The following is a 25,153-nucleotide window of genomic DNA, read 5'->3' on the forward strand; positions in this document are numbered from 1 at the left end:
GTCCTTACGGGTTGATTAAAAAAGAATTCGGGTTCTGCGGGACGCCGTTTTTCCAGATCTCAAGGTGCAGGTGCGGTCCCGTACTGAGTATGCCGGTGTCGCCCACCGCTCCCAGTATTTCGCCCTTGAGCACCACGTCGCCGATGGAGCGGTTCACCCGAGTCACATGCTTGTAAATGCTTATCAGTCCCCCGGCATGCTGCACATGAATCACGTAGCCGTAGTTGACCGACCAGTCCTGGCTGACGATGGAACCGTCGGCCAGGGCGCGGAATTCGGTGCCCTCACCGGTGGCAATGTCGATACCATAGTGGCGGTTGGCGGGTTGATAGTCCCGTGTGAGAGTCCCCTCCACAGGATAGGCCACCGGAAAAGTGGGCGCCCCCGAAAACAGGTCCGAAAAGATGATCTCGTTCTGTGAAATCATCTCGTAGGCGGGCGCAACCTGCCGGCCGTCGGACAGACCCACTGATCCGGGGTTTGCCGTCCCCTCTCCGCCGGATACGGGGGAGGACGGCAGGTTGACGTCCCCGCTCACCTCAAAAGTAGTGTCGCTTCCTGTCATAAGCACGTCCTGGATCTGGCTGAGCTGCAGGTCGCGCGCCTGCAGGGAATCCTGCAGGGCCTGCACGCGCTGCGATACGTCGATGACCTGCTGGCGAAGCCGGTCGTCCGGCTGGTTGTAAAACAACGTTCCCAGCGGGGTGAACATCATCAGCAGGAGTACCACCGCGACGGTGGCACCCAGCACCCCGTAGAGCATGGTCCAGAGCCGGGCCGGTCGAACCTCGTAGGAGTTGGCCTTCTCGGGGTGCTCGTCGTCCAGCAGCACCACCGTCAGCTCGTTCTCCTTGTTATAGAACAGCTCTTTCAGGAAGTCGAACATGCAATCAGGCTTCGGGCGTGGGTCCCCGGTAGTTGAAGGGGACGTCCGGGCGTCCGCTGGTGTTTATGCTCCCGTTCTCTTCCTCGTAACGCTTCACGTTTTCGGAAAGTGCGTTGGCCAGGCGCTTGGCGTGATCGGGAGTCATCACCATGCGCTTGACCACCTTGGCCTTGCTGGCCCCGGGCATCACCGCGATGAAATCGAGGATGAATTCCGAGGGGGAGTGCGTGATCATCACCAGGTTGGAATAGGTGCCCGTGGCCTCCTCCTCAGGCAGTTCAATTTCCATTTGTCCCTGTTGCATGCGGTTGCTCTGATCAGCCATGAACTCGTGTCTAGGTTGTCCTTCCAGTGTGTGAAAAGGAAGCGGATTCCTTCCCGGGGCGATTCAGTCGCCCAGGAAACCGTGCTCCCTCATCCACTCGTCGTTGTAGATCTTCGATACGTAGCGGGTGCCGCTGTCGGGCAGGATAATCACCATCACGTCGTCCTCCGACAGCCCCTCGCGGCGCGCATACTCCACGGCACCGTAGACGGCTGCCCCGCACGATCCCCCCACAAAGAGGGCCTCCTCCTGCGCCAGGCGCCGCGTGGCCTGGAAGGCGTTCTTGTCGTTGACCTGCTCCACGGCGTCTATAAGGTCGAAATTCATATTTTCGGGAAGGATGTCCTCCCCTATGCCCTCGGTGAGGTAGGGTTGTATCTCCTCCTTGTCAAATTCGCCGGTCTCGAAGTACTTCTTGTAGACTGAGCCCACGCTGTCCACCCCGATCACCTTGATGTCGGGGTTTTTCTCCTTCAGGTAGCGTGCGGTGCCTGAGATGGTGCCTCCCGTACCCATGCCGGCCACATAGTGGGTCACCCTGCCTTCGGTCTGCTCCCAGATCTCAGGCCCGGTCGTCTCGTAGTGGGCCTCCACGTTGCTTGGGTTGTCGTACTGGTTCGGGTAGTAGGAATTGGGGATCTCCTCGTTGAGCCTTTTGGCCACCGAATAGTAGCTGCGCGGGTCGTCCGGCTCCACATCGCTGGGACAGAGCTTAACTTCCGCCCCCAGCGCTTTCAGCAGGTCGACCTTCTCCTTGCTCTGCTTGTCTGAAACCGTAAAAATACACTTGTAGCCCTTGACAGCCGCCGCCAGGGCGAGCCCCATCCCGGTGTTGCCCGAGGTGCCCTCGATAATGGTGCCCCCCGGTTCGATTAGCCCCTTCTCCTCGGCATCTTCGATCATCTTGATGCCGATGCGGTCCTTCACGCTCTGTCCGGGGTTCATATACTCCACTTTGGCGAGCACGGTGCCCGGCAGGCCGTCGGTCACATGGTTGAGACGGACCAGCGGGGTGTTGCCAATGACATCCAGGATGGAATCGTAATACATAGGGGAAAAGCTGATGGCTTCGTTCGGGTTGTCAGAGCTAGAGAATATAGGAAAATTGCGCTACCAACCCGAATTCGCGAAGCCGAAATATTTTTACCTTTCCGCGCAGAACCGCTATTATAGAAGGGCAAACACGGCAGCAAGAACCCCCTCTTTACTCTCAGAAAGCATGTTTATAGAACAGAAGAAACCCAGGGATTACGACTGCGGCTACAACCTGGACCTCATGATCGCCGCCCTCCCCCGTATCAAGGACCAGAAGAAGAGGCTGGAATACGCCAACCGCGCGGTCGGCCTGATCAAGCAGAGCCACCCCTCGTGGGTGGACGACGACGGGAACAGCGAAGATGCCTGGGACTACTTTTTCCAGCTGGCCGATTACGACCCCACCGCCTACGGCATTTACAACCCCTACATGACGGGGGATCCTGATGAAGCCAAGTAAGTCTTTTAAAGTCTGTAAAGTCCAGAAGTCGAAAAGTCTTAAAGTCGGCGGACTTTCAGACTTTCTGACTTGTCAGACTTTATGACTTAGAATATTGTCGGAGCGGCCGTTCGTGCCGTTGCTCGATTCCGTTTCCGTAAACTCCTGGCGTAGCAGGCTGTAGATGAGCTTGTCGCGGAATTCTCCCTTCTTGAGCACATGCTGCCGGAGGGTGCCCTCACGGCGGAAACCCAGGCTTTCCACATGTTCGATCCACGAAGTATTGAAATCGAAGGCCGTGGTGGCCACCTTGTTCAACTCTTTCCGGTTGAAGCAGTAGCGCAGGATGACCTCCAGCGCCTCCAGATCCAGTCCCTTGCCGGCGTAGTCGCGGTCACCGATGGTGCAGTTCACGAAACAGCGCCGGTTGTAATGGTCGATGGCGTGGATGTCGACAATGCCGATGAGCTTGCCCGACTCCTCCAGGTGAATTTCGAATAGCTCGGCCGCCTCATTCTTCTCGTTGGCCACCGCCTTGATGCGCCTGAGAAAGTCATCAAAGGCTTCGTGCTCGTGGGGGTAGTCGGAATCGTAGTAGTTGAGTTCGGCGTCGTTATTCCACTTGTAGTGCAGCCTGACGTTCTGCAGGTCGAAGGGCTTTATCTCAACCATGGTAGATGATAAGGGTAAGCTGAAAGATCGTCTGTCGTTTCCCAAAGGCTGATGCAGATGTTTTCAAGAGTGTCGTGAACCTGCCTTGGAAAAGCAAATTAATTTTGGGCGAGACGTGCCTCCAGGGCACCACAAGGTGGACCAGATCCGGACGGAAGGCCGCCCGGATCGGACATCTTCGCGTGTGGACTTCTTCCAATTTTCACTATATTTTGAAACTTCTGAAAACAAATCGGGGTAGACCCCGGTGACGGTTTCCCGGAAGGCTCCGCCCCATGGTCCACCAACCTTCTTATCGGCCAGATGAACTCCAACCTTAGCTCGCGTACCGGCAAGCTGCCCGACGTCCTCCTGCGTCACCTGGAGACGCCCGGATGGGAGGCCTTTCTCGAGGAGGCCATCCAGAGCAGCGGCGACCGCCCCTGGCTCTCGCTCAGCCTGCCCGTAGAGGAGCTGGATCCCCTGGCCTGTCTGGAGATTGATAGGGAGCGCGATACCTTTCGCTACTACCTGGAACAGCTCGAGCGCGAGGAGGCGCTGGGGGCTTCCGGCTCCCTGCTGTCCGTAGAGGCAGAGGGCAGAGAGCGATTCGGGGCGGTGCGGCGGCGCCTGCATGATCTGAAGGAGCGCTTCGCCGTCTACAATCCCGCCGGCCACTCCGGCGGCGGCCCCCTGCTGCTCGGCGGATTCTCATTTTTCGGGGAGGAGGGCGCCAGCGCGAACGGCGACAGCAGCCTCTGGGAGGGATTCCGACCGGCCATGTTTCACGTGCCGCGCTGGTCGGTGCTCCGGGATGGGCGCCTCACCCTGCTCACCCTCAACCTTGAAAACGGGGAGGACCCTACCGAACTGGACCGGCGCGTGCGCCGTGCCCTGCGGCGGCTGGTGCCTCTCTTCGAGCTGGACCCCGACCAGGTGCTGGGACGTCCCGGCGGGGAGCCGGAGGCCTTCCGTCTGCCCGGCGACGCCTACGACCGGCGAACATGGACCCGATCGGTGTCTCTGGCCGTGGAGGCCATCCGCGGAGGCGAACTGGACAAGGTGGTGCTGGCACGCAAGGTGGATCTATCCCCCGGGAAAGGTTCCGGCCTGTCGACGGAGACGCTCGAACCCACCGCTATTCTGCACGACCTCCGCCGAAGCTACCCGGGATGCTGGTCCTTCCTCGTGCAGCCGGCCGGGGGACGCGCCTTCCTGGGCTGCACGCCGGAGCGCCTGGCCTCCTTCCAGAATCGACGGCTGCTTACCGAAGCCCTGGCCGGCAGTATTCGCCGGGGCGGGACCGCCAGCGAGGACGCCCTCTACGGCAAGGAGCTGCTGGCCAGCGCCAAGAACCGTGAGGAGCACAACCTGGTGGTCCGCGACATCCGGGATCGCCTGCAGCCCTACATCGCCCAGATCGAAAACCACGGGGAGCCGCGTGTCAAGAAACTTTCCAATGTGCAGCACCTCTACACGCCCATCACCGCCCGCCTGGAGGAGGAAGCCGACCCCCTGACGCTGGTCGGGGCCATGCACCCCACGCCCGCTGTGGGCGGCTACCCCTGGTCGGCCGCCGCGCCCTGGATCCGCCGCCTGGAGAACTTCGACCGCGGCTGGTACGCTGGTCCCCTGGGCTGGCTCAACCTGGACGGAGGCGGGGAGTTTGTGGTGGGCATACGCAGCGCGCTTGTGGGACCCGAAGGGGTCTCCCTTTTTGCCGGCTGCGGCATCGTGCGTGATTCCGATCCTGAAACTGAATGGGAGGAGACCAACCTGAAACTGGAGCCCATGCTCTCCGCCCTCAACCATGCCTGACGCCGACGTCCCCTCCGGCAATCTCGCCTTCGACCTCTGCAACGCCCTGTTCCGGGCCCTCTACCGGCTGGGACTGCGCCATGTGGTGATCTCCCCCGGATCGCGCTCCACCCCCCTGGTGCTGGCCGCCTCGGTCCATCCCGGCCTGGAAAAGCACGTGATTCTGGACGAACGGTCGGCCGCATTCACCGCCCTGGGCATTGGCAAGGCTACGGGACGGCCCGCCGTGCTGGTCTGCACCTCCGGTACCGCCCTGGCCAACTATTTCCCCGCCGTCATCGAGGCGCGCATGTCCGGCGTACCCCTGCTGCTGGCCACGGCCGACCGTCCGCCGCAGCTGGTGGGTACCGGCGCCAACCAGACCATACGCCAGGATGAACTTTACGGGGACTATCCCGTGCGCTACGCCAGCTTGCTGTCCGACGGGATCACCCCGGAGGAGACCGGGGAGCTGGCACGCAAACTATGGAATGCTGCGCGGGAGGGACGTGGACCCGCCCACCTGAACGCCCCTTTTGACAAGCCGCTGGAGCCTGATTCCGATCGCCTCGAGGAGGCGAACGATGCCAACGCACGACAGGTCCGGGAGGTGGAGGCCGAGGAAAGACCGGGAGTCGAATGGGGCGAGGCCCGTCCCGCGGCGGTCCCCGATCTTGCACCGGGCGGCGACGAGAAGGCCGGTCACATCGTGCCCGAAGCCCCCCTCGCCGTGGTGATACAGGGACCCCTCTCCCCCATGGAAGATCCCGGGGCCGCCGCGCGCCTGGCCCGCCGCCTGAACGCCCCCCTGCTCAGCGAGACGGGCGGGGACTCCTCCGCCCTGCACGACACATCCGACGGTACGGCGGTCACCGGTTTCGAGGGCTTCCTGCGCGACGGGGAAGCGCGGCGGGAGCTGCGCCCCCAGCTGATCCTGCGCTTCGGATTCCAGCCGGTGAGCAAGGCCCTGGAATATGCCCTGCGTGCCTGGGAGGGGGTCCCCCACTGGCATCTGGCCCACCCCTCCAATTCCCACGACATCACCGTGTCGGTCACGCGCCGGCTGGCCTGGGACGGTCATTCGGAGCCGGATTGCCGGCTGCAGCCCGCCGGTCCCGACTGGCTGGCAGGCTGGCGCGCACGCGAGGAGGAATACGCGCGCCGCCGCGGAGAGGTGCTCGGCAGCAGAAACGGCGAAACCGGCAGCGATGGCACACACCTGGGCGACGGACAGCTCTACCATCGCCTGCTGCCGCAGGTGCCCCCGGACTGGTTCGCCTTTTTTTCGAACTCCTTCCCGGTACGCGACCGCCTGCTCTGCGGTCCGCCGCTCGCCTCCCCCGCCTTCGTCAGCCGCGGGGCCAGCGGCATCGACGGCATCACCTCCACCGCCATGGGCATCGCCCTGGCTTCCGGCAAAACCGGCGTGCTCTTCACGGGCGATCTCGCCTTTCTTCACGACACCAACGCCCTGTTGGGCGGACAGTTGCCCTCCCAACCCCTGATCGTTATCATAGTCAACAACGGCGGAGGTTCCATCTTCCGCATGCTGCCCATCGCGGAACGCGGGGAGGTCTTCCGTCTCTATTTCGAAACCCCGCAGCAGGCCGATATCCGCAGCATGGCCGGGAGTTACGGCCTGCCCTACACCCGCATCGAGACACCGTCCGAGCTCTCTTCGCTGGATCTGCAGGAGCTGGCCCGCCAGACCGGCCGGGGCCTGCACCTGGTCGAGTGCCGGACCGACGCCGAATACGCCATGAACCTGCGCAGGAGGCTGTGGGGAATCGCATGACCGAAACGGTTAACGACATCGCCTATCACCTGGAAAGCCTGGGGGAGGATGGCGCCGGCCCCACCCTGCTGATGCTGCACGGCTTTATGGGCAGCGGCGCATGCTTTGATCACCTGGGTTCCGACCTGGCATCCTTCTGCCGGCCAGTGACACTGGACCTGCTGGGACACGGCCGCACGGAGGGACCGGCCGAACCGGACCGCTACCGCTGTGGCCGGCAGGTGGCCGACCTCCGCGAAATCGTCCGTCGACTGGACCGCAAGCCGCTCTATCTTTACGGCTACAGCATGGGGGGACGGCTGGCCCTTCAGTACGCCCTGGAGCATCCTGAAACACTGAAAGGCCTGGTGCTGGAGAGCGCCCATCCCGGCCTGGAGGATGAAAACGAACGGGAGCGGCGGCGCAGGGAGGACGAGGAACGGGCCGCCGCCATCGAGGAGGATTTCGACGCCTTTCTGCAGCGCTGGGAGGAGCTGGAGCTCTTTGAGGTACCCTCCCCCATCTCTCCTGCCGGGGAAGGCGGGGAGCCCGGCAACAGCCCGCGTCGGCCGGATCCGAAACGATACCAACGCTACGCCGCGATACAGCGGAGCCAGCGGCCCGCATGCATGGCCGCCAGCCTCCGGGGCTTCGGCAGCGGCGCCATGCCCCCGGCCTGGGACCGCCTGGAGGGCTTCGGACTGCCCGTGCTTGCCCTGGCGGGGGAACACGACCCCAAATACCGCGGGATCGCCGCAAACCTGAACCGACTGCTGCCGTACAACCGCGTCGACATCGTCCCGCAGGCCGCCCACCGCGTGCACCTGGACCAGCCCTTTTACCTTCTGAAACTTATCACCGCATTCTTAACCAACCACGAAGACCATGAGCATGGATTGGACCACCGTTAAAGAGTACGAAGACATCACCTTTCGGAAATCGGGGGGCGTGGCCCGCATCGCCTTCAACCGGCCGGAGGTGCGCAACGCCTTCCGCCCCAAAACCCTCTTCGAGATGTACGAGGCCTTCGAAGACGTGCGCGAGGACACCGACATCGGGGTGGTGCTGCTGACCGGCGAGGGTCCATCGCCCAAGGACGGCGGCTGGGCCTTCTGCTCGGGGGGCGACCAGCGGGTGCGCGCCAAAACGGGATACGCCGACGAAAAAGGCACCGCCCGGCTCAATGTGCTCGACCTGCAGCGGCTGATCCGCTTCATGCCCAAGGTGGTCATCGCCGTGGTGCCGGGATGGGCCGTGGGCGGGGGACACTCCCTGCACGTGGTGTGCGATTTGACGCTCGCCAGCAAAGAACACGCCGTCTTCAAGCAGACCGACGCCGACGTGGCCAGCTTCGACGGGGGCTTCGGCTCCGCCCTGCTGGCCCGCCAGGTGGGACAGAAGCGGGCGCGTGAGATCTTCTTCCTGGGACGCGACTATTCCGCGCAGGAAGCCCATGAGATGGGCATGGTCAACGAAGTTGTGCCCCACAACGAGCTGGAGGAGACGGCCTACAGCTGGGCGCAGGAGATCCTGGGCAAGAGTCCGACCGCCATCCGCATGATCAAGCTGGCCTTCAACCTGGTGGACGACGGCATGGTGGGGCAGCAGGTATTCGCCGGCGAGGCTACCCGCCTGGCCTACATGACCGAAGAGGCGCAGGAGGGTCGTGACGCCTTCCTGGAAAAGCGCGACCCCGACTGGAGCAAATACCCCTGGATCGGGTGACGGCCCTACTCCCGGCGGATGGCGTCGATGGGCGTGAGACGGGCCGCACGAAGCGCCGGGTAGGTGCCGAAGACGATGCCTATGATCAGCGCAATGAGGCCGATGATAAGGAAAGTCTCCGCAGTGAAAACCACCCGGAAGGGCGCATCGGTCAGCCAGGTCACTAGAGGCACAGACGCCAGAGAGACCCCCATCCCAAGAAGCAGTCCCAGGGCGCTGCCCAGGCTGGAGATGGTGACCGACTCGGAGAGAAACTGCAACAGGATGTCCCTTCGCTTGGCGCCGGTCGCCTTGCGGATGCCGATTTCACTGGTGCGTTCGGTGATGGAGACCAGCAGCACATTCATCACGCCGATGCCGCCCACCACCACGGAGATGCCCGTAATGAGTCCCATAATCACCTTGAAGATGAGCATGGCGCGGCTGGCCTGCTCCACGCGCATCCGGTTGGTGGCGATGGCAAAGGCCTCCTCCCCTTCCGCAAAGCGCCCGTCCAGCCACACCCGGATATCCTCTTCGATTCGGGGCACCTCCTCCACGCGCTCCGCCTGCAGGACCAGCCGGGGAGGCGCGGCGCGCAGCTCTTCCCGGCTCAGGGCCTCCATGGGCATGACCGCGCGGAGCAGACCCGTGGGATCGTCTTCCACTACCCCGGCCACGCGCCAGCTGCGGCCGTTCAGCACCGCCTGCGTGCCCAGGGCCCCGGACACCTCACCGTCCCCGGATAGGCGCCGCGCCAGGGCGTGGTTGACCACCAGGCTGCTGTCCTCGCCGTTTTTCACCAGTTCCGCCAGGCTCGCACCGGCCACCCCTTCGGCCTGCTCCAGGAGGGGATCGCCGGCGGTCAGCACGGCGTAGGTAACGCCCAGTTCCCCTCCCCCGTCGGGACGCCTCACCAGGGCGCTGCCCTCCACGCGGGGGGAGACCGACACCACGCCCTCCAGTGCGCCGTGAAGTGCAGCCGCCTCTTCGGGTCCAAGCACGGGTACGTCCTCCCTCTCCACCCGTATCCCGTCTACCTGCCGGCTGGTGCGGCTCTGCACGATGAGGGTCTGCAGGGAGGTGGTGCTTTCGATCTGCTCGCGGGCATGCTGCTCCAGGCCGTCGGCCAGCGAGAGGATGGAGACGAGGGCCCCGACGCCGATAACGATGCCGAGGGTGGAGAGGGCGGTGTGGAGGGGGTTGGCCCGGATATTCTGCCAGGCCACGCCCACGGAGATCACTATTTTTTCAAGCATTCTATAGAATTCGTGACGTATTCCAATTGGGTTTGCCTACGTCCGCTGCTGCACGCAAGTTACGTATGGTCCGTGACTCAAACCCCATCCTTACATCTGTTAAAGTATTTAAAAACAATATTTTATAGTTTTTTTTCTTGTTTGATTCGGTCCATTATGCTAGGTTGCCAACACTTGCACATTGAGGTATACCCATGAGCATCCGCCGCGCCATCATATTATTGACAGTCCTGTTGCTTATTAGCGCAGCATGTGATAATAATATGGACGGGATCGACTCCTATCCCATGGAACTGACACCTATCTCCGAATCGGAATTGGGGCAGCGAACCGCCGAGTTCCGGGAACTGAGCGATGGACAAATCTGCACGGGACTCAACCGGTACGGCTATACGGCCGATCAGGGGGAATGTCACCGTGCGGAGGGAGCGGACTCAAGCATTACGCTCGACGAGGCCATTGCCATCCTTCGATCCGAACTGCCGAAATACCACGAATTCACCAACCTGCAATCGGAAGGGGACATTCACATAAGGGATTACAGCGGCCGAGCAGACGTTCCGGACAGCGAATGGAAATTCCAACTGGGAAGACAGATCGTAAACGGCATCCCGATCCGCTTTACCCGGATAGACATCTGGCTTTCAGCGGAGGGCATCTATAGAATCGACGGACACTGGTACCCCAACGTGGTGGTACCCGACAGGTTTGCCGTCAACAGATCTCAGGCGCGCAATTCCGTTGTCGGCCATACCTTCAAATACCGCGACTGGACCGGCGGGGCGGCATTTAATATCGGTCCGGATGATCTGCCTCCCCCCGACTCCCTTGAGACGGTCGTCTTCCCTCACCGGGTAGGGGACACGATCCAGCTACGCCTCACCTGGCGTATTCCATTCGGGGAGGAATTCACCTGGCTGAATCTCTATGTAGATACGATGGACGGGCAGATCCTGGACGAAAATATGCTGGTTAATTTCTGACTCGCCCGATCATGCTAATCCGCATGGCTTAGCATGTAATCCACCGCCAGGTAAGCCAGGGACCTCACGCCCAGCCGCATGCCCGACTCATCGATGTAGAAATCGGGGGTGTGGTGCGGGGTGGCGTTGGCCGGGTCCATATCCGCCGGCATGCCGCCGATGAAAATGTAGAGGCCGGGCACCTGCTGCTGGAAAAATGAGAAGTCCTCCGCCCCCGTAATGGCGTCCTCCAAAATCACGTTCTCCCCTCCCCCGGCGGCCTGTTGCAGGGAGGGCAGCATCTGCTGTGTGAGCTCCGGGTCGTTGTAGGTCACCGGCACGCCCAGCTCAATCTCCACCTCGGCCGTGGCACCCATGCTTTCGGCGATGGTGGTGGCCGTGTGGCGGATCTTCTCATGGATGATGGTCTTCATTTCAGGGTCCAGCGTGCGGATGGTGCCGATCATTTCGGCCGATTCCGGAATGATGTTGTTTCGCACGCCGCCGGAGATCTTGCCCACGGAGATCACGGCCGCCGCCTTGGTCAGCTCGGTCTGCCGGCTGACAATGGTCTGCAGCCCGTTAATGATCTGTGCCGAGGTGACGATGGGATCGACGCCCGTCCACGGTGTGGAGCCGTGCGTCTGCTTGCCGTGCACGGTAATCACAAAGCGGTCGGCCGCCGCCATGGAACCCCTCGGGCGGTAGTTCAGCTTGCCCACGGGCGTGTCGGAGTCAATGTGCTGTCCGAAAATCACGTCCACTTCCGGATTCTCCAGCACGCCCTCCTCCACCATCAGCTCGGCGCCGCCCTCCTCTCCCGGAGGCGCGCCCTCTTCGGCGGGTTGAAAGATAAATTTTACGGTGCCCGGCAACTGCTCCTTCATGTCGGTCAGGATCCTGGCCACCCCCATCAGCATGGCCACGTGGGTGTCGTGTCCGCAGGCATGCATCACGCCTACCTCCTGGCCCAGGAAGGTGGTGGTCTTGGTGGAGGCGAAAGGCACGTCCACCCGCTCGGTCACGGGGAGGGCGTCCATGTCCGCGCGTAGACCCACGACGGGACCAGGCCGCCCGCCCTCCAGTATACCCACCACGCCGGTGTGGGCCACACCGGTCTGCACCTCCATGCCCAGGGAGCGCAGGTAGTCGGCCACATACGCCGCCGTTTCGGTCTCCCGGTTGGAGAGCTCGGGGTTCTCATGGAAATGGCGGCGCCACTCCACCACCTGCTCGAAGAGGGCCTCCGACTGCTGGTCGATGATTTGGTGAAGCTCGTCAGCAGAGACGTTTTGTGCATAGGAGGATGGCGCGGCCAGGGCCAGAAGCAGGCAGGCAGCGGCCGGAATGTAGAGGCATCGGAAGACTTTCATGGATCCCGGGATTGGATGAAAAGGTACGTTGGATCGAACCTTCTGAATTAAGGGGGTTTGGCCGGAAAGCGCAAGAGGGCATATTACGATGAATATGATGCTGAAAATGTTATTCCCATTTACTCTTGTGTTTCTCAAGTCGCTCCTTTGCCTCCTCCAAGGTGTAACTCTCTCCTCTCTTGATCTGACCCTCAGCTTCCAGAATTTCTTCCAGCAGTTGAATTTTGTTGGTCATGCGCTCAAACTCAGCCACATCCATAAGTACGGCGGCGCTCTTCCCATGCTGGGTGAGTAGGATCGGCTGTTTATCCTCCTTGATGCGCTGGATAAACTCGGCAGATCGTTTTCGGAATTCAGAGAGAGGCTGTACGTCTTCAGACAGGGAAATGGTATTCATCGAACTATATTTAGTTTTTAGATATACCATTAATGTACTTCATGAAGTTTTTTTATGCAATGAATTTCAATTCATCTCACCTGATAATTAAAAGAGTCACCATCCAGGAAACACTTACAATTTTATTAAACTTTCCTGTAGCGTTTCGGGGGTGGGACGCATCCAACCGACAAACAGCAACCACCGCATGGGATCATCACAGCAGGAGCCGACAGTGCAGAGGGCGCGGACGGGCGACCAGTCCGCCTTCCGCGAACTGTACGAGCGGCATGTGGACGCACTCTTTCGCTTCCTGATGCAGTTCTCGGCGAACCGGGCGGAGGTGAAAGACTGGGTTCAGCAGGCCTTTATCAAAGCCTTTGAAAATCTGAACACTTTCGAGGGCCGTTCGCAATTTCGAACCTGGCTCTGGCGCATCGCCATCAACGAGATGAAGATGAGCCGCCGCGGCGCCCTGCGCTTTGACACAATGGAGGAGCTGCCCGACAATGGGAAGGCGCAGGGCGGCCTGCCGCCCGAAACGCTGATGACCATGCGCAGCGAAATTGAGAACCTGGACGAGCGAAAGCGGATGGTCCTGATCCTCTACGAGGTGGAGGGCTACTCGCATCGCGAAATCGCCGGTATGCTGGAGGTGGGCGAGAGCACCTCGCGCACCATCCTGACCCGCGCGAAATCGGAATTACGTGAACAGATAGGCAAACGACCATGAACAGCGACCGACACCAAAACCGCGACCGAAAAGACCGTGGGCGTTCCGGGGCTTCCTCCCACGAATACTACCGGGAGGAAGACCGGCCCACCTCCTCCGAGAAATCCTCCATGTGGACCGCCGTGGCGCAGCGCCTGCCCGGCGGCGGCGCCGGGTCCACCTCGGGACGGGAGGCCGGCCAGGGGTCCCCGCATCGGGGCGCCGCCTTCCACTGGCGCAGCTTCTGGATGGGACAGGCCGCGGCCGTGCTGCTCCTGCTGGCCCTGTTCGGAGCGTACACGCTCTGGCAGGAACTGGGAGGGGATTCGGCGCCCGAAAGCCGGCTGCAGCAAACCTACCGCACCTCCCTGCAGGAGCTCGCCTCCTCCGCACAGTTCCTCTCCACACCCGCCAGTGAGGTGCAACAGGAGGCCCTGGATTCGCAGCTCAGGGGACTCCAGGAGATCGACCGCATGATCGAGGAGATGCGCAGCGACATGCTGCTCAACGGCTCCACCCGGGCCAAGCGCAGTCAGCTGCGCCGGCTCTACGCCACCAAACTCGACTTTGTACAGAAACTGATCCTAACCGAAGACCAAGAGGCATCCTCATGAAACGTACCGTCCTTCTATTCAGCCTTTTCTGCCTGGCCCTGGTCCCCGCCCTCACGGCGCAGGACACCTACACCGGGGAGACCCGCGACGCCATCGACGGGAGAGGCGTCCAGAACTTCCAGGTGGAGCTGGGCAACGGCTTCACCGTCGTCCTCCGTGGCAGCGACACCGACAGCATCTCCTACCGTTACGCCTTCGAAGGGAACCGCCTGGCCCACGAACGCAACTTCAACCGGGCCGAATTCCGCCTGGAGCGACAGGGCGGCACGGCCTTGCTCAGCATACAATTTCCCGAGCTGGAAGATATGCGCCGTGAGGCCAATCAGTCCTGGCTGCAGCGCCTCTTCGGCAGCGACATACGGAATTTCAACATCGAGAAGCAGGAGCTGGTGATTGACATGCCGCAGGATCTTGCCCTACAACTGGGAACGCGCTATTCCAACGTCGATATTCGCAGCGTTGGCCGTGACCTTCAGGTATCAACACGGAGTGGAAAGGTGACTGTGGCAGACATTGGCGGTAACCTCTCGGTGTCCAACGAGTACGGAAACACGACGGCCCGCAACGTGGAGGGACAGGCCCATATCAACAGCCGTTCCGCGGACATTGTCCTCGAAAATATCGGCGGTCAAACACAAATTATCAGTCCCTACAGCAATATTGACCTGTCCGACATCCGCGGGACCGTCGGTGTACAGAACCAGAGCGGTACGGTGGAGGCAACAGGCATCCGCGGCACCCTGCAGGTACGGGGGGACTATTCCTCCATGAATATCCGGGAAGTGGAGGGAGGGGTAACCGTTCAGAGTCGGAGTGGGGAATTGACCATTGAAAACGTCCCCCAGCTGGCATTTGCCGGCGAGTACACCGACATTACGGCCAGAAATCTCACCGGCACCGAACCCAGCTCCATTGAAAACCGGTCGGCTTCGATGAACGTACGCAACGTCACAGGAAGCCTGCAGATTTCCGGTGAGTACCTGGAGGTAAATCTGGAAGACATCCGGGGAGATCTGAGCGTCGAAAACCGGTCCGGTTCTGTGACCGCTGACGGGGTGCAACGCACCACCAACATCCAGGGTGAATATCTTGAAATCGACCTCAACCGGTTTTCCGGGGCCGTGCTGGGCATACACAATCGCTCGGGTGACGTCAACGTGGAGAGTACAGGCTCCCTTTCGCAGGTGAATATACAGGTAACCTACGGGGACGTGCAGTTCACGCTGAACGAAAAATATTCCGGTCACTATAATTTTTATGCACGCTACGGAGAACTGACCGTTCCAAATCTCTTCACTTCCAATGGACGAGGGGTTGAAATACCCGATAAGCAAGAAGATGTACTTACGGGTTCAATAGGAAATAGTCAGAGCCGTTTCGAAATCCAAACGCAGAACGGCGACATTACGATCACCGCAAACTACTGATACCGCACCTTCCCCTTCCCCATGCAAAAAGGGCTGCCCGATAAACCGGGACAGCCCTTTTGCGTTGGCCATTCATTACGGAGTTCGCGCAGGCCGCGGAGGTCCCATCACGCCCTACTTCACGAAGAGCATTTCGCGGTAAACCGGCAGCGGCCAGAAGTCGTCGGCCGTGTAGCGCTCCAGGAAGTCCACCGAGTCACGGATGCGCGTGAGTACCGGAAGCACCTCGTTTTTTACGCGGGTGGCCCGGGTCATCACGTCCTCGTCCTCGATGTCCTGTACGGTCTCGCGGAGGTCCTCCAGCGCCTTGTTCAGGTCGTTGAGCCCCCCGTTTACCTTCTGGAGCATGTCGCGCGAGCCGGAGTTATCTATATTCAGCTTTTCCAGGCGCTCCACGCTCTCCGAGAGCTCGTTCATGTAGCGCACCACCGCAGGATAGATCATGGTCTTGGCCATGGACTCGGTGGTGTCGGTCTCGATGTTGAGGGTGGTCAGGTACTGCTCCGCCCAGATCTCCTGCCGGGAGTGGATCTCCCGCTCGTTGAGCACGCTGTGGCGCTCGAACAGGTCGATGTTTTTCCGGTCGGTCAGCCGCGGCAGAGCGTCCATGGTGGTGCGCAGGTTCAGCAGCCCGCGCTCTTCGGCCTCTTCACGCCAGGCATCGGAGTAGCCGTCGCCGTTGAAGATGATGTCCCGCGACTCGCCCAGGGTGCCGTGCAGTACGTTGGCCAAGGCGTTTTCGAGGGAGTCGGTATCCTCCATGCCCTCTTCCAGGCGATCGCACATCCGGCCGATGGCGTCCGCCACGATGGTGTTGAGCACCACGATGGGGAAGGAGATGGACTGGCTGGATCCCACGGCGCGGAACTCAAACTTGTTGCCGGTGAAGGCGAAAGGCGAAGTCCGATTGCGGTCGCCGGCGTGCTTGGGAATGTTGGGCAGCACGGGCGATCCGAGCCCCATCAGTCCGCCCTGCTTGGACTCCTTGAGTCCCCCGTTCAGCAGCTGGGTAATCACGTCCTCCAGCTGCTCCCCGATGTAGGCGGAGATGATGGCGGGAGGCGCCTCGTTGGCGCCCAGCCGGTGGTCGTTGCCCGCATGGGCGATGGAGATGCGCAGCAGGTCCTGGTGCTCGTAGACCGCCTTCAGGATGGCGGAGAAGAAGAACAGGAACTGCATGTTGTCGTGGGGATTGTCCCCGGGTTCCAGCAGATTCACGCCCTCGCTGGTGCTCATCGACCAGTTGAGGTGCTTGCCGCTTCCGTTCACCCCGTCAAAGGGTTTCTCGTGGAGCATGCACTCCATGCCGTACTTGCGGGCGATGCGTTTGAGGGTAATCATCATGAGCTGCTGGTGATCGGCCGCAATGTTGCAGGTCTCGAAGAGCGGGGCGATCTCGTACTGGCTGGGAGCCACCTCGTTGTGGCGGGTCTTCACGGGAATGCCCAGCCTGTAGAGTTCCTGTTCGGCCTCCAGCATGAAAGAGAGCACGCGGTCGGGGATGGAGCCGAAATAGTGGTCGTCCAGCTCCTGTCCCCTGGGCGGTTTGGCGCCCACGAGGGTGCGGCCTGACGTCAGCAGGTCAGGACGCCGGTAGTAAAACTCCTGGTCGATGAGGAAATACTCCTGCTCGCACCCGACGGTGGAGGTGACCCGCGAGGTTTCCACGCCGAAAATGTCCAGGGCGCGTTTGGCCTGCTGGTTGAGCGCTTCGATGGATCGCAGCAGGGGCGTCTTGTGATCCAGCGCCTCCCCGGTCCACGAGGCGAAAGCCGTGGGGATGCAGAGGTAGGAGCCGTTCTGATTCTCCATAATGAAGGCCGGAGAGGTGGGATCCCAGGCCGTGTAGCCGCGCGCTTCAAAAGTCTGGCGCAGCCCCCCGCTGGGGAAGCTGGAGGCGTCGGGTTCGCCCTGGATCAGGTCCTTGCCCGAAAACTCGGCCAGCGCGCCGCCGCCCTGGTTGGGCGTGATAAAAGAGTCGTGCTTCTCGGCGGTGAGGCCGGTCAGCGGCTGGAACCAGTGGGTGAAGTGGGTGGCGCCCTTCTCGGTGGCCCAGTCCTTCATGGACACCGCCACGGCGTCGGCCACTTCGGAATTGAGCTGCTCGCCCTCGTAAATGGTCGACTTCAGGTCGTGCCAGACCTTCTTGGGAAGACGCTCCTTTAGGTCCTCCAGCTGGAAGGCGTTTTCACCGAAAATTTCGGTGATCTGCATCGCTTTGTGGTCGTTGCCGTTCTGCTGCGGAGTCCAGTTGCGGGCCGCGGCCAACGTGTCGTATCGTCGAAGTGCTTTTGTCATGGAGAGTGTGGAAGAGATTTTATGGGGCGGGGTTAAAAAGCAGTTCGACTCTAAAATAGGATATTGGCGCACCAACGCGCAACTTATTTAAGCTATATTTTATCCACATTTAATATATAAAGGAGTATTTAGGCTATTACCTTATTTATTTAATTGAAGAGGGGTATTTACCCCATCCGGCTTAAACTTTTTCGCCGAGGGAGGCGGTATGGCTTGTTTTTTTAAGCAGGGCGGAATTTCACTATCTTGATCGCGTCATCCGGGAACGGTTATTCACAGTCATCCCCGTATCCATGAGCCGATCACGCCTCTCCATCTGGCTGGGCGCTGCGCGTCCACAAACCCTGCCCGCCGCGGCAGTGCCGGTCATGCTGGGCGCCAGCCTGGCCTGGACCGACGGCCTGTTTGGCTGGGCCCCTACCCTGGTCGCGCTCTTCTGCGCCTTTCTTATCCAGATCGGGACCAACTTCGCCAATGACTACTTCGACCACCGCAAGGGGGCGGATACCGACGAGCGGGTGGGCTTTGAGCGGGCCACCGCCACCGGGGCCGTCAGCGAGGGACAGATGAAGGGGGCCACCCTGCTGACCATGGGGGCGGCCTTCGTGCTTGGACTCTACCTGGTATGGCATGCCGGGTGGGTGATCCTGCTGGTCGGCGTGCTGTCGCTGGTCTGCGGGGTGCTTTACACCGGCGGACCCTGGCCGCTGGGCTACCATGGGCTGGGCGACCTGTTTGTGTTTATCTTCTTTGGAGGGGTGGCCGTCATGGGCACCTACTACGTCAACGCCCTGCGGCTGAGCGAAGCCTCCCTCTGGGCCTCCCTTGCGGCGGGCGCCCTCGCCGTCAACATCCTGGTGGTCAACAACCTGCGGGACATCGTGCAGGACGCCGCAGCCGGAAAGCGTACGCTGGGCGTGATCTTCGGGGAGCGTGCGCTGCGCTACGAATACCTCTTCATGCTGGCCCTGGCCTTCGCCGTACCTCCCCACTTTTTCTTCCGGCTGAATTTTAACTGGCCCGTCATGCTTCCCCTCATCACCTTTCCGATCGCCCTCTGGCTGATCGTGTCGGTCTGGACGGAGCAGCGCAAGGCCAACCTGAACCGTACGCTCGAACGCACCGCTCAGTTCATGGCCCTTTTCGGGGCACTTTTCTGCACCGGTCTACTGTTGGGGTGAATCATGGCACTCACCGCATACCGTTACGAACTGCCGCTTGCCCGTCCCTTCCGCACGTCGGGACGCACCTGGCTGTCCCGCCAGGGCGTACTGCTGAGGCTGAAGCATAAAGACGTCACCGCCTGGGGGGAGGCCGCGCCCCTGCCCGGCTTTTCCCGGGAGACGGTGGCGGAGGTGGCGGCCCAGACCAGGGAGCTGGCCTCCGGGATGATGGAACTCTTTGAGGAGGAGGTCGACCTGCCAGGCGAGGCGGAGCGCGCCCTGCCCGGATCCAATACCCATCCCGCCGACATTCCTCCTCCCAGGGGCTGGAAGCTGGGCGATACCGGCGAGCCCTTCCTGACCGGCGTAAGCCGCTACCCACGGGTGAACCGCTTTCTCCTGGAGCACCGCGTGCCTCCCGCACTGCAGTTCGCCATCGACACCCTATGGACCGACTACCACGCACAGAGGGAGGGCTGCAGCCCCGGCACCCTGCTCTTCGGACGCATGCCGGACGCGATCCCCGTAAATGCGGTGCTCTCGCTGGGCGACGACCTGGAGGAAACCCTGGCCCGGGCCGGCAAGCTGGCCGAAGGCGGCTTCGGTACCATCAAGGTCAAGGTGGGGGACGAAGGCGGGTCGGGCATCGCCCTGCTGAAAGCCCTGCGCAAGCGGCATCCGGATCTCCGGCTCCGGGCCGACGCCAACCGGGCCTGGTCTCCCAAGCAGGCCCTGGAGGCCTTCGCCGCCCTGGAGGATGCGGAACTGGAGTACTGCGAGGAGCCTCTCGCCAACTGCACGCCTGCCAGCCTGGAACATCTCGCTTCCCGGACGAAGGTGCCGGTGGCGCTGGACGAAAGCCTGACCGACCCCGCCTTCAGCGTCGATTTACTGCCGTTTGTGAATTTTTTTATACTCAAACCGATGGTCGCAGGCGGACTTTCCAATTTATTTGCAACAAAAGCCCTCGCAGATGATCATGATATTGAAATCATCGTAACAAGCTCCCTGGAGGGGAGTACGGGACGGTCCATGACGGCGCTTATTGCCGGAGGCCTGGGTTCACGGGACTTCGCACACGGCCTGGCAACGGCTTCGGTGCTTGAAAAGGATTTTCGCAGCTCCCCGCCCGGCGGGGAGCCCCCCGCCGTCTCTCCGCCCCGGGGACCGGGTCTGCCACCGGTGGATCCTGACCTGCTGTCAACCCTAAGCACCGAACGTCTTGAGCTCTGAACTCGAATTTCGGGAACACCTGGTCCCCACTTTTTCGCAGCCGGACGAGGATGCGCACTTCCTCGCCTCGGCCCGGGGCCTGTACACCTATAGCCACCTGGCACGTTTCGAGCGCTTCCTCCTGCAGTTTCTTAACGACTACGGCTACGACCCCGGCGGGGAGCGTCCCGTCGGCTTTCTCTCCCACTCCAGCGACGAACTGATCTTCGCCCTGGCGGCCTGCTGGAGGCTGGGATTCACTTTTTGCTGCGTGGACGCCAACGCCGCCCCCTCCGAGCAGAAAAAACAGCTGGAGCGGCTGAATCCCGGCCTGCTCTTCTACGACCAGGAGCACATGGACCAGGCCCCGGTCACCGGCTCGGTGCCCATGTCCAATCTGAAGCTGGAGGAGGTACTGGAGCGCACCTTCAACATGACCACGAGCGTGGAGAAGCGACGGGAAGCTATCGACACGGAGGACGTTTTCGCAAAATTTCTCACCTCGGGCACTTCAGGACCTCCCAAGATCGTACCCCTGAAGCGCCGCCAGATGCTCTATGCCGCAAGGGCATCCGCCCGCAACTTCCGGCCCGATCCGGGCCACTTCTGGCTGCTCTGCCTGCCCCTGAACCACGTGGGCGGCATCTCTATCGTGCTCCGCTCCCTGCTCTACGGCAGCGGCATCTACCGCATGGACGGCTTCGACCAGGAGATGGTCTCCACTTTCCTCAACGAAAACACCCTCTTCCAGGCGGCCTCGCTGGTGCCCACCATGCTCAAGCGCCTGCTGGAGATCCCCGCCTTCCGCACCCACCGCGGCTTCAAGGCCATCCTGCTGGGCGGGGGACCCATCGACCCGGCGCTGCTACGCCAGGCCACCGAAAAGGGCATCCCCATCGTGCCCAGCTACGGGATGACGGAAACCTGCGCGCAGATCGCCGCCAACCACATCCAGAAGCCCAGCGGCGTCTACGTCCCCTTCCAGAGCGTGGGCGCCATCTTCGCGCCCAACGAGATGGAGATCCGTGACCGCGAGGGCGAAAAGGTGCCGCCCAACGACTCGGGCACCATCTGGCTGCGCGGCCCGCAGGTTTTCGACGGCTACCTGGACGACGGGGAGGGCGGCGCTTCTGCGGCCGGAGACGGGGACGATGCGCCTTCGCGTACCGGGGGCGAGGGCAGTTTCGACGCCGAGAGATGGTTCAACACCGGCGACTACGGGCACCTGAACATCCACGGGCAGCTCATCGTGGAGGCGCGCCGCACCGATCTGATCATTACAGGGGGAGAAAACGTCTCCCCCCACGAAGTGGAGAGTGCGCTGGTAAAGCTGGAGGGCATCGCGGAGGCGGCCGTCATCGGCCTGCCGGATGAGGAGTGGGGGCAGCGGGTGGTGGCGGCCGTGGTCACCCGCGACGGGAAAGAGCTGGATCCCGAGGCCGTTCGGGAAGCCCTGGGACAAAACATGTCGGAGTTCAAGATTCCCAAGGAGTTGCTGGCCGTCGACGCCCTGCCCCATACCCCCTCAGGCAAAATAAAAAGAAAAGACGTCATAGCACTCTTCAAGTCCAACAAGTCGTAAAGTCATAAAGTCAAAAAGTCCGCCGACTTTCAGACTTCCAGACTTTTCGACTTATCAGACTTTATGACTTTACAGACTTTATGACTTTACAGACTTTAAGACTTTAAGGCTTTGTGGCCGATGTCGCTACGGAAGTAGCGGTTGGAGAAGCGGACCTTTTCAACTTCTTCGTACACCCCGCTTATGGCCTGCTGCAGGCTGTCGCCCGAAGCCACCACGCTGAGCACGCGTCCCCCGTCGCTCACCAGCTTCCCGTCCCTCAGGGCCGTGCCGGCGTGGAATACCATGGCGTCGCCCGACACCTCGTCGATGCCGGTGATCTCCCTGCCCTTCTCGTAGTCCACGGGATAGCCCTCGGAGGCCAGCACCACGCAGCAGCGGTAGCGTCCGTCCACCTCCACCTCCTTCCCGTGCAGGCTGCCCTCGGCCGCCGCCAGCATGAGCTCCAGCAGGTCGCTCTTCAGGGCGGGCAGGATGGCCTGGCATTCGGGGTCGCCGAAGCGGCAGTTGAACTCCACCACCCTGGGACCCTCGCGGGTGATCATGAGTCCACAGTAGAGGATGCCCTTGTAGGGGTGCCCGTCGAGCTGCATGGCCGAGATGGCGGGCAGGATGATCTCCTTCTCCACCCGGGCCAGCATGCGTTCGGTCACAATGGGGGCCGGGCTGTAGGCGCCCATGCCCCCCGTGTTGAGTCCGGTGTCCCCCTCCCCTATGCGCTTGTGGTCCTGGGCGTTGTGGATCACCTTGGCCGTCTCCCCGTCGGTGATGACGAAAACGGAGGCCTCCTCCCCCTCCAGAAACTCCTCGATCACCAGGGTCTGCGCCGCGTCGCGGAAGCGCTCGTCTTCCTTCAGCTCGCCGAGCCGCTTCTCCACCTCGGCCTCGCTTTCGCAGATGAACACCCCCTTGCCGCCGGCCAGCCCGTCGGCCTTCAGCACGACGGGATATTCGCCGCGGTTGCGCACCCAGTCGAGGGCCTCGTCAAACTCCCCGCGCGTCCACGTCGTGAAGTCCGCCGTGGGGATGCGGTTCTTTTTCATGAATTCGTTGGCGAATTTCTTGCTGCCCTCCAGCTGGGCGGCGTACCTCGAGGGGCCGAAGACGGGAATGCCGCGCTCCTCCAGAAAGTCGGCAATGCCGTCCACCAGCGGCTGTTCGGGTCCCACAACCACCAGGCCCACCTCCTTCGATTCGGCAAAGTCGGCGACAGCCCCGAAATCGGAAAGAGAGAGGTCCACGTTGGTTCCCACGTCGGCGGTCCCGGGATTGCCGGGGGCGATGTAGAGGGTATCGAGCAGTTCGGAACGCGCAATGGACCACGCCATGGCATGTTCGCGTCCCCCGCTGCCCAGAAGCAGTACGTTGAGAGGCATCAGTCGGATGAGATTTGTTCGGCAATTTCAACGATGGCGGCGAAGCTTTCGGCCTCAAGGGAGGCGCCTCCCACCAGTCCCCCGTCCACGTCAGGCTGCTCCAGCAGCTCACGGGCGTTGCGGGGCTTCATGCTGCCGCCGTAGAGAATCTGCACGGCGCGGGCCGTCTCCAGATCGTACAGATCGGTGATGGCGGAGCGTATCATGTCGTGCATCTCCTGGGCCTGCTGCGGGGTGGCCGTCTCGCCGGTGCCGATGGCCCAGAGGGGTTCGTAGGCCACGATCACGCCGGGGGCGTCGTCTATGGAGACCTCCGTAAAGGCGGCCTCCACCTGTTTGCCCACCATGCGCTGGTGGGTGCCCTTCTTGCGCTGCTGCAGCGATTCCCCCACGCAGACGACCGGCGTGAGTTCCGCGCCGAGGGCCTTGCGCAGCTTGTAGTTGACGGTGGTGTCGGACTCCCCGAAAAACTCCCGCCGCTCGGAGTGGCCCACAATCACATGGGTGCAGCCCAGCTCGCGGAGCATGGAGGTGCTCACCTCCCCCGTGTAGGCGCCCTCGTCCTCGTAGTGCACGTCCTGCGCCCCCAGCCATACGGTCTCGCTGCCGTCGAGGGCCACGGAGGCCGCGGGGATGGAGACGAAAGGGGGACAGATCAGCACCTGGACAGAGTCGGGGAGGTCGCCCAGGCGCTCGCGGATGCCGCCCGCGAGCTCGGCGGACTCCCTGGGACCGCCGTTCATCTTCCAGTTTCCGGCGATGAGCAGCGGTCGAGTCATGAAGCGGGGCCTTCGTTGTTAATCAGCGTTTGAATACCCTGAATGATATCGCGGAACTCCGTACCCACATACCTTCGCACGATGCGTCCCTGGCGGTCGACAAGAAAGCGCGTGGGCGTGCCTCGGATGTTGAACCGGTTCACCAGCTCCTGCCGGTCGTAGGCGCCGGCCTGGGCCACAGGCCAGGGCTGCACCCGCTCCTCAAAGAAGCCTTCGATCGTCACCTGGCTTTCGTCCAGGGGAAGCGTGACGACCTGGAGTCCGTAATTGCGGTAGATGCTGTGGATGACCACCGTGCGGTCGAACTGCTGCTGGTAGGTGCGGCTGGCCAGCGAGGTGATCTCCAGGATGTAGGGAGTGCCCAGGAGCGACTCCCTGCTCACGGTACCCCCGTTGGTGCCAAAGGAAAATTCGGGAATGGTGTCGCCCGGCGCCAGATAGTCCAGATCGTACTGGATGGCTTCGGACCAGTTTCGCGCGGTGGGGTTATCGGGGTAGCTGTTCTGGAAATCGGTCAGCAGGTTCTGGGCGGTTTCCACACGCGCGCTGTCGTAGAGCAGCTTGATGCGTTCCATGCGGATGCGCATGCTCGCCTGGGAGCCCTCCGTCATCTGCTGGAGGGTGTCAAGGTAGGCCAGCGCGTGGTCGAGTCCCTGGTCCTGGGCCAGGTAGTCTTTGCCGTAGGTGGCGGCCAGCCCCACCAGGTCATCATCGGCGCGCACCTGGTTCAGGCGCAGCATCATGCTGTCGGGGTCCTGGGTGTTGAGGATGCGTATCGATTCGGTGGCCGCCATCTTGCCTGCAATGGTGGTGGGATAACGCTCGTAGACCTCCCAGTAGAGTCCGCTCCACTTGTTCATCTCCTGGGAGAGGCTGTCGGCGGAGATGCGGCCCGCCTGGGCGTAGATGCGCACCCGGCCTATGGTGCGGTTCATGCGCTGGAAAAGCTCCAGGGCCTCGTGCTCGCGGGAATGGATGTCCAGGGTCTGCTGCAGGTTGGCCAGGTCGCCGGTCACGCGCACCGTATCGTCGGCCGACAGGTAGAGGGGCACCCGGGCCAGCTCGCTCTGGTTGCGGGTGATGGAGAGGGGGTAGCGGTTCTGGGCAGGTACCTTGGCCATGCCGGCGAATCGACCCGTGGAATCGGTCACCTGGTGAAAAAGGGTATCGGTGATGGCGCCGGCCGAGTCCTCGCGGACCACGGTCACGCCGATGCCGGAATAGTCACCGCTCTGGTCCACCGAATCGGCCACGGTAAGCCGTCCCTCCATGCGCGCGCCGCCCTCCTCGGAGCCGCCCGAACAGGAGACGGCGAACATGGCGGTAAGGCCGAGGGCGATGCTGATAAATGGTTTTTTCATCAATCCTGAATACTGACGGTGCGGTATGAGCAACCGATTAATCAACCT

At 61.9% G+C, this 25,153-nt stretch carries 23 protein-coding genes; 12 read left to right on the forward strand and 11 right to left on the reverse strand.

The window, feature by feature from the left end:
* Nucleotides 1-4 precede the first annotated feature (4 nt).
* The 3 genes from U5K31_11935 to U5K31_11945 all read right to left on the reverse strand — a co-directional run bounded on the left by U5K31_11935 (nucleotide 5) and on the right by U5K31_11945 (nucleotide 2,261).
* On the reverse strand, nucleotides 5-886 hold the full coding sequence (locus tag U5K31_11935) for a M23 family metallopeptidase (protein ID MDZ7773431.1): 882 nt from the start codon (nucleotides 884-886) through the stop codon (nucleotides 5-7).
* A gap of 4 nt (nucleotides 887-890) precedes the next feature.
* Nucleotides 891-1,211 (reverse strand): DUF3467 domain-containing protein, encoded by a 321-nt coding sequence (locus U5K31_11940; GenBank protein ID MDZ7773432.1) that lies wholly within the window; start codon nucleotides 1,209-1,211, stop codon nucleotides 891-893.
* A 63-nt stretch (nucleotides 1,212-1,274) separates the two neighbouring features.
* Nucleotides 1,275-2,261: a cysteine synthase family protein gene (locus U5K31_11945; GenBank protein MDZ7773433.1), complete on the reverse strand. Its 987-nt coding sequence runs from the start codon at nucleotides 2,259-2,261 to the stop codon at nucleotides 1,275-1,277.
* A 169-nt stretch (nucleotides 2,262-2,430) separates the two neighbouring features.
* Here U5K31_11945 and U5K31_11950 point away from each other — a divergent pair, with 169 nt between their 5' ends.
* Complete coding sequence (locus U5K31_11950; GenBank protein MDZ7773434.1) at nucleotides 2,431-2,706, forward strand: DUF4290 domain-containing protein; 276 nt, start codon at nucleotides 2,431-2,433, stop codon at nucleotides 2,704-2,706.
* A 72-nt stretch (nucleotides 2,707-2,778) separates the two neighbouring features.
* Here U5K31_11950 and U5K31_11955 read toward each other — a convergent pair whose 3' ends face one another.
* Nucleotides 2,779-3,357 (reverse strand): GNAT family protein, encoded by a 579-nt coding sequence (locus tag U5K31_11955; protein ID MDZ7773435.1) that lies wholly within the window; start codon nucleotides 3,355-3,357, stop codon nucleotides 2,779-2,781.
* Nucleotides 3,358-3,660: 303 nt separating this feature from the next.
* On the opposite strand from U5K31_11955, the gene U5K31_11960 reads away from it, so the two are divergent.
* Genes U5K31_11960 through U5K31_11975 form a run of 4 tightly spaced genes read left to right on the forward strand, consistent with a single transcriptional unit; the run spans nucleotide 3,661 to nucleotide 8,632 of the window.
* On the forward strand, nucleotides 3,661-5,154 hold the full coding sequence (locus U5K31_11960; protein ID MDZ7773436.1) for an isochorismate synthase: 1,494 nt from the start codon (nucleotides 3,661-3,663) through the stop codon (nucleotides 5,152-5,154).
* On the forward strand, nucleotides 5,147-6,928 hold the full coding sequence (gene menD, locus U5K31_11965; GenBank protein ID MDZ7773437.1) for a 2-succinyl-5-enolpyruvyl-6-hydroxy-3-cyclohexene-1-carboxylic-acid synthase: 1,782 nt from the start codon (nucleotides 5,147-5,149) through the stop codon (nucleotides 6,926-6,928). Before U5K31_11960 ends, menD begins: the two co-directional genes overlap by 8 nt.
* Nucleotides 6,925-7,818: an alpha/beta fold hydrolase gene (locus U5K31_11970; GenBank protein MDZ7773438.1), complete on the forward strand. Its 894-nt coding sequence runs from the start codon at nucleotides 6,925-6,927 to the stop codon at nucleotides 7,816-7,818. Before menD ends, U5K31_11970 begins: the two co-directional genes overlap by 4 nt.
* A complete protein-coding gene (locus U5K31_11975; GenBank protein MDZ7773439.1) occupies nucleotides 7,793-8,632 on the forward strand; it encodes a 1,4-dihydroxy-2-naphthoyl-CoA synthase in 840 nt (279 codons plus the stop codon). The genes U5K31_11970 and U5K31_11975 overlap by 26 nt, the downstream gene beginning before the upstream one ends.
* A gap of 5 nt (nucleotides 8,633-8,637) precedes the next feature.
* Here U5K31_11975 and U5K31_11980 read toward each other — a convergent pair whose 3' ends face one another.
* Nucleotides 8,638-9,870, reverse strand: a complete 1,233-nt coding sequence (locus tag U5K31_11980; GenBank protein MDZ7773440.1) for an ABC transporter permease — start codon at nucleotides 9,868-9,870, stop codon at nucleotides 8,638-8,640.
* 263 nt (nucleotides 9,871-10,133) lie between these two features.
* Here U5K31_11980 and U5K31_11985 point away from each other — a divergent pair, with 263 nt between their 5' ends.
* On the forward strand, nucleotides 10,134-10,853 hold the full coding sequence (locus U5K31_11985) for a hypothetical protein (protein ID MDZ7773441.1): 720 nt from the start codon (nucleotides 10,134-10,136) through the stop codon (nucleotides 10,851-10,853).
* A gap of 14 nt (nucleotides 10,854-10,867) precedes the next feature.
* Here U5K31_11985 and U5K31_11990 read toward each other — a convergent pair whose 3' ends face one another.
* Both U5K31_11990 and U5K31_11995 read right to left on the reverse strand, forming a co-directional pair.
* Complete coding sequence (locus U5K31_11990) at nucleotides 10,868-12,205, reverse strand: amidohydrolase (protein MDZ7773442.1); 1,338 nt, start codon at nucleotides 12,203-12,205, stop codon at nucleotides 10,868-10,870.
* A 109-nt stretch (nucleotides 12,206-12,314) separates the two neighbouring features.
* The gene (locus U5K31_11995; GenBank protein ID MDZ7773443.1) at nucleotides 12,315-12,602 is read right to left on the reverse strand and encodes a type II toxin-antitoxin system Phd/YefM family antitoxin; all 288 of its coding nucleotides are present in this window, start codon (nucleotides 12,600-12,602) and stop codon (nucleotides 12,315-12,317) included.
* A 187-nt stretch (nucleotides 12,603-12,789) separates the two neighbouring features.
* Here U5K31_11995 and U5K31_12000 point away from each other — a divergent pair, with 187 nt between their 5' ends.
* Genes U5K31_12000 through U5K31_12010 form a run of 3 tightly spaced genes read left to right on the forward strand, consistent with a single transcriptional unit; the run spans nucleotide 12,790 to nucleotide 15,334 of the window.
* The gene (locus tag U5K31_12000; protein ID MDZ7773444.1) at nucleotides 12,790-13,314 is read left to right on the forward strand and encodes a sigma-70 family RNA polymerase sigma factor; all 525 of its coding nucleotides are present in this window, start codon (nucleotides 12,790-12,792) and stop codon (nucleotides 13,312-13,314) included.
* Nucleotides 13,311-13,907, forward strand: coding sequence for a hypothetical protein (locus U5K31_12005; protein MDZ7773445.1), 597 nt, complete (start codon nucleotides 13,311-13,313; stop codon nucleotides 13,905-13,907). The genes U5K31_12000 and U5K31_12005 overlap by 4 nt, the downstream gene beginning before the upstream one ends.
* Nucleotides 13,904-15,334, forward strand: a complete 1,431-nt coding sequence (locus tag U5K31_12010) for a DUF4097 family beta strand repeat-containing protein (GenBank protein MDZ7773446.1) — start codon at nucleotides 13,904-13,906, stop codon at nucleotides 15,332-15,334. The genes U5K31_12005 and U5K31_12010 overlap by 4 nt, the downstream gene beginning before the upstream one ends.
* Nucleotides 15,335-15,448: 114 nt before the next feature.
* Here the strand turns inward: U5K31_12010 and U5K31_12015 are convergent, their stop codons facing one another.
* Complete coding sequence (locus U5K31_12015; protein MDZ7773447.1) at nucleotides 15,449-17,632, reverse strand: glutamine synthetase III; 2,184 nt, start codon at nucleotides 17,630-17,632, stop codon at nucleotides 15,449-15,451.
* 293 nt (nucleotides 17,633-17,925) lie between these two features.
* On the opposite strand from U5K31_12015, the gene U5K31_12020 reads away from it, so the two are divergent.
* The 3 genes from U5K31_12020 to U5K31_12030 are packed head-to-tail and all read left to right on the forward strand — an operon-like array spanning nucleotide 17,926 to nucleotide 21,589.
* Entirely contained in the window at nucleotides 17,926-18,813 is an 888-nt protein-coding gene (locus U5K31_12020) for a 1,4-dihydroxy-2-naphthoate polyprenyltransferase (protein MDZ7773448.1), read from the forward strand.
* Between the two features lie 3 nt (nucleotides 18,814-18,816).
* Nucleotides 18,817-20,028: an o-succinylbenzoate synthase gene (gene menC / locus U5K31_12025; GenBank protein MDZ7773449.1), complete on the forward strand. Its 1,212-nt coding sequence runs from the start codon at nucleotides 18,817-18,819 to the stop codon at nucleotides 20,026-20,028.
* Complete coding sequence (locus U5K31_12030) at nucleotides 20,018-21,589, forward strand: class I adenylate-forming enzyme family protein (GenBank protein ID MDZ7773450.1); 1,572 nt, start codon at nucleotides 20,018-20,020, stop codon at nucleotides 21,587-21,589. Before menC ends, U5K31_12030 begins: the two co-directional genes overlap by 11 nt.
* 95 nt (nucleotides 21,590-21,684) lie before the next feature.
* Here U5K31_12030 and purD read toward each other — a convergent pair whose 3' ends face one another.
* Genes purD through U5K31_12045 form a run of 3 tightly spaced genes read right to left on the reverse strand, consistent with a single transcriptional unit; the run spans nucleotide 21,685 to nucleotide 25,105 of the window.
* Nucleotides 21,685-22,965, reverse strand: coding sequence for a phosphoribosylamine--glycine ligase (gene purD / locus U5K31_12035; GenBank protein ID MDZ7773451.1), 1,281 nt, complete (start codon nucleotides 22,963-22,965; stop codon nucleotides 21,685-21,687).
* On the reverse strand, nucleotides 22,965-23,744 hold the full coding sequence (gene tpiA / locus U5K31_12040; protein ID MDZ7773452.1) for a triose-phosphate isomerase: 780 nt from the start codon (nucleotides 23,742-23,744) through the stop codon (nucleotides 22,965-22,967). The genes purD and tpiA overlap by 1 nt, the downstream gene beginning before the upstream one ends.
* Nucleotides 23,741-25,105 carry a TlpA disulfide reductase family protein gene (locus tag U5K31_12045; protein ID MDZ7773453.1) on the reverse strand — a complete coding sequence of 455 codons (1,365 nt, stop codon included), beginning with the start codon at nucleotides 25,103-25,105 and terminating at the stop codon, nucleotides 23,741-23,743. The genes tpiA and U5K31_12045 overlap by 4 nt, the downstream gene beginning before the upstream one ends.
* Between the last annotated feature and the right edge of the window lie 48 nt (nucleotides 25,106-25,153).

Source organism: Balneolaceae bacterium, from assembly GCA_034521445.1.
Classification (GTDB): Bacteria; Bacteroidota; Rhodothermia; order Balneolales; family Balneolaceae; genus JAXHMM01.

Excerpts from the sequence above, each read along its gene's own strand:
- U5K31_12010 (MDZ7773446.1), top strand. The coding sequence starts at position 13,904 with ATGAAACGTACCGTCCTTCTATTCAGCCTTTTCTGCCTGGCCCTGGTC.
- U5K31_12005 (MDZ7773445.1), top strand. The coding sequence starts at position 13,311 with ATGAACAGCGACCGACACCAAAACCGCGACCGAAAAGACCGTGGGCGT.
- U5K31_11980 (MDZ7773440.1), bottom strand. The coding sequence starts at position 9,870 with ATGCTTGAAAAAATAGTGATCTCCGTGGGCGTGGCCTGGCAGAATATC.
- U5K31_12045 (MDZ7773453.1), bottom strand. The coding sequence starts at position 25,105 with ATGAAAAAACCATTTATCAGCATCGCCCTCGGCCTTACCGCCATGTTC.
- menD (MDZ7773437.1), top strand. The coding sequence starts at position 5,147 with ATGCCTGACGCCGACGTCCCCTCCGGCAATCTCGCCTTCGACCTCTGC.
- U5K31_12015 (MDZ7773447.1), bottom strand. The coding sequence starts at position 17,632 with ATGACAAAAGCACTTCGACGATACGACACGTTGGCCGCGGCCCGCAAC.
- U5K31_11945 (MDZ7773433.1), bottom strand. The coding sequence starts at position 2,261 with ATGTATTACGATTCCATCCTGGATGTCATTGGCAACACCCCGCTGGTC.
- U5K31_11935 (MDZ7773431.1), bottom strand. The coding sequence starts at position 886 with ATGTTCGACTTCCTGAAAGAGCTGTTCTATAACAAGGAGAACGAGCTG.
- U5K31_11940 (MDZ7773432.1), bottom strand. The coding sequence starts at position 1,211 with ATGGCTGATCAGAGCAACCGCATGCAACAGGGACAAATGGAAATTGAA.
- U5K31_11960 (MDZ7773436.1), top strand. The coding sequence starts at position 3,661 with ATGAACTCCAACCTTAGCTCGCGTACCGGCAAGCTGCCCGACGTCCTC.
- U5K31_11950 (MDZ7773434.1), top strand. The coding sequence starts at position 2,431 with ATGTTTATAGAACAGAAGAAACCCAGGGATTACGACTGCGGCTACAAC.
- tpiA (MDZ7773452.1), bottom strand. The coding sequence starts at position 23,744 with ATGACTCGACCGCTGCTCATCGCCGGAAACTGGAAGATGAACGGCGGT.
- U5K31_11970 (MDZ7773438.1), top strand. The coding sequence starts at position 6,925 with ATGACCGAAACGGTTAACGACATCGCCTATCACCTGGAAAGCCTGGGG.
- U5K31_11985 (MDZ7773441.1), top strand. The coding sequence starts at position 10,134 with ATGGACGGGATCGACTCCTATCCCATGGAACTGACACCTATCTCCGAA.
- purD (MDZ7773451.1), bottom strand. The coding sequence starts at position 22,965 with ATGCCTCTCAACGTACTGCTTCTGGGCAGCGGGGGACGCGAACATGCC.
- U5K31_12000 (MDZ7773444.1), top strand. The coding sequence starts at position 12,790 with ATGGGATCATCACAGCAGGAGCCGACAGTGCAGAGGGCGCGGACGGGC.
- menC (MDZ7773449.1), top strand. The coding sequence starts at position 18,817 with ATGGCACTCACCGCATACCGTTACGAACTGCCGCTTGCCCGTCCCTTC.
- U5K31_11995 (MDZ7773443.1), bottom strand. The coding sequence starts at position 12,602 with ATGAATACCATTTCCCTGTCTGAAGACGTACAGCCTCTCTCTGAATTC.
- U5K31_11955 (MDZ7773435.1), bottom strand. The coding sequence starts at position 3,357 with ATGGTTGAGATAAAGCCCTTCGACCTGCAGAACGTCAGGCTGCACTAC.
- U5K31_11990 (MDZ7773442.1), bottom strand. The coding sequence starts at position 12,205 with ATGAAAGTCTTCCGATGCCTCTACATTCCGGCCGCTGCCTGCCTGCTT.
- U5K31_12020 (MDZ7773448.1), top strand. The coding sequence starts at position 17,926 with ATGAGCCGATCACGCCTCTCCATCTGGCTGGGCGCTGCGCGTCCACAA.
- U5K31_11975 (MDZ7773439.1), top strand. The coding sequence starts at position 7,793 with ATGAGCATGGATTGGACCACCGTTAAAGAGTACGAAGACATCACCTTT.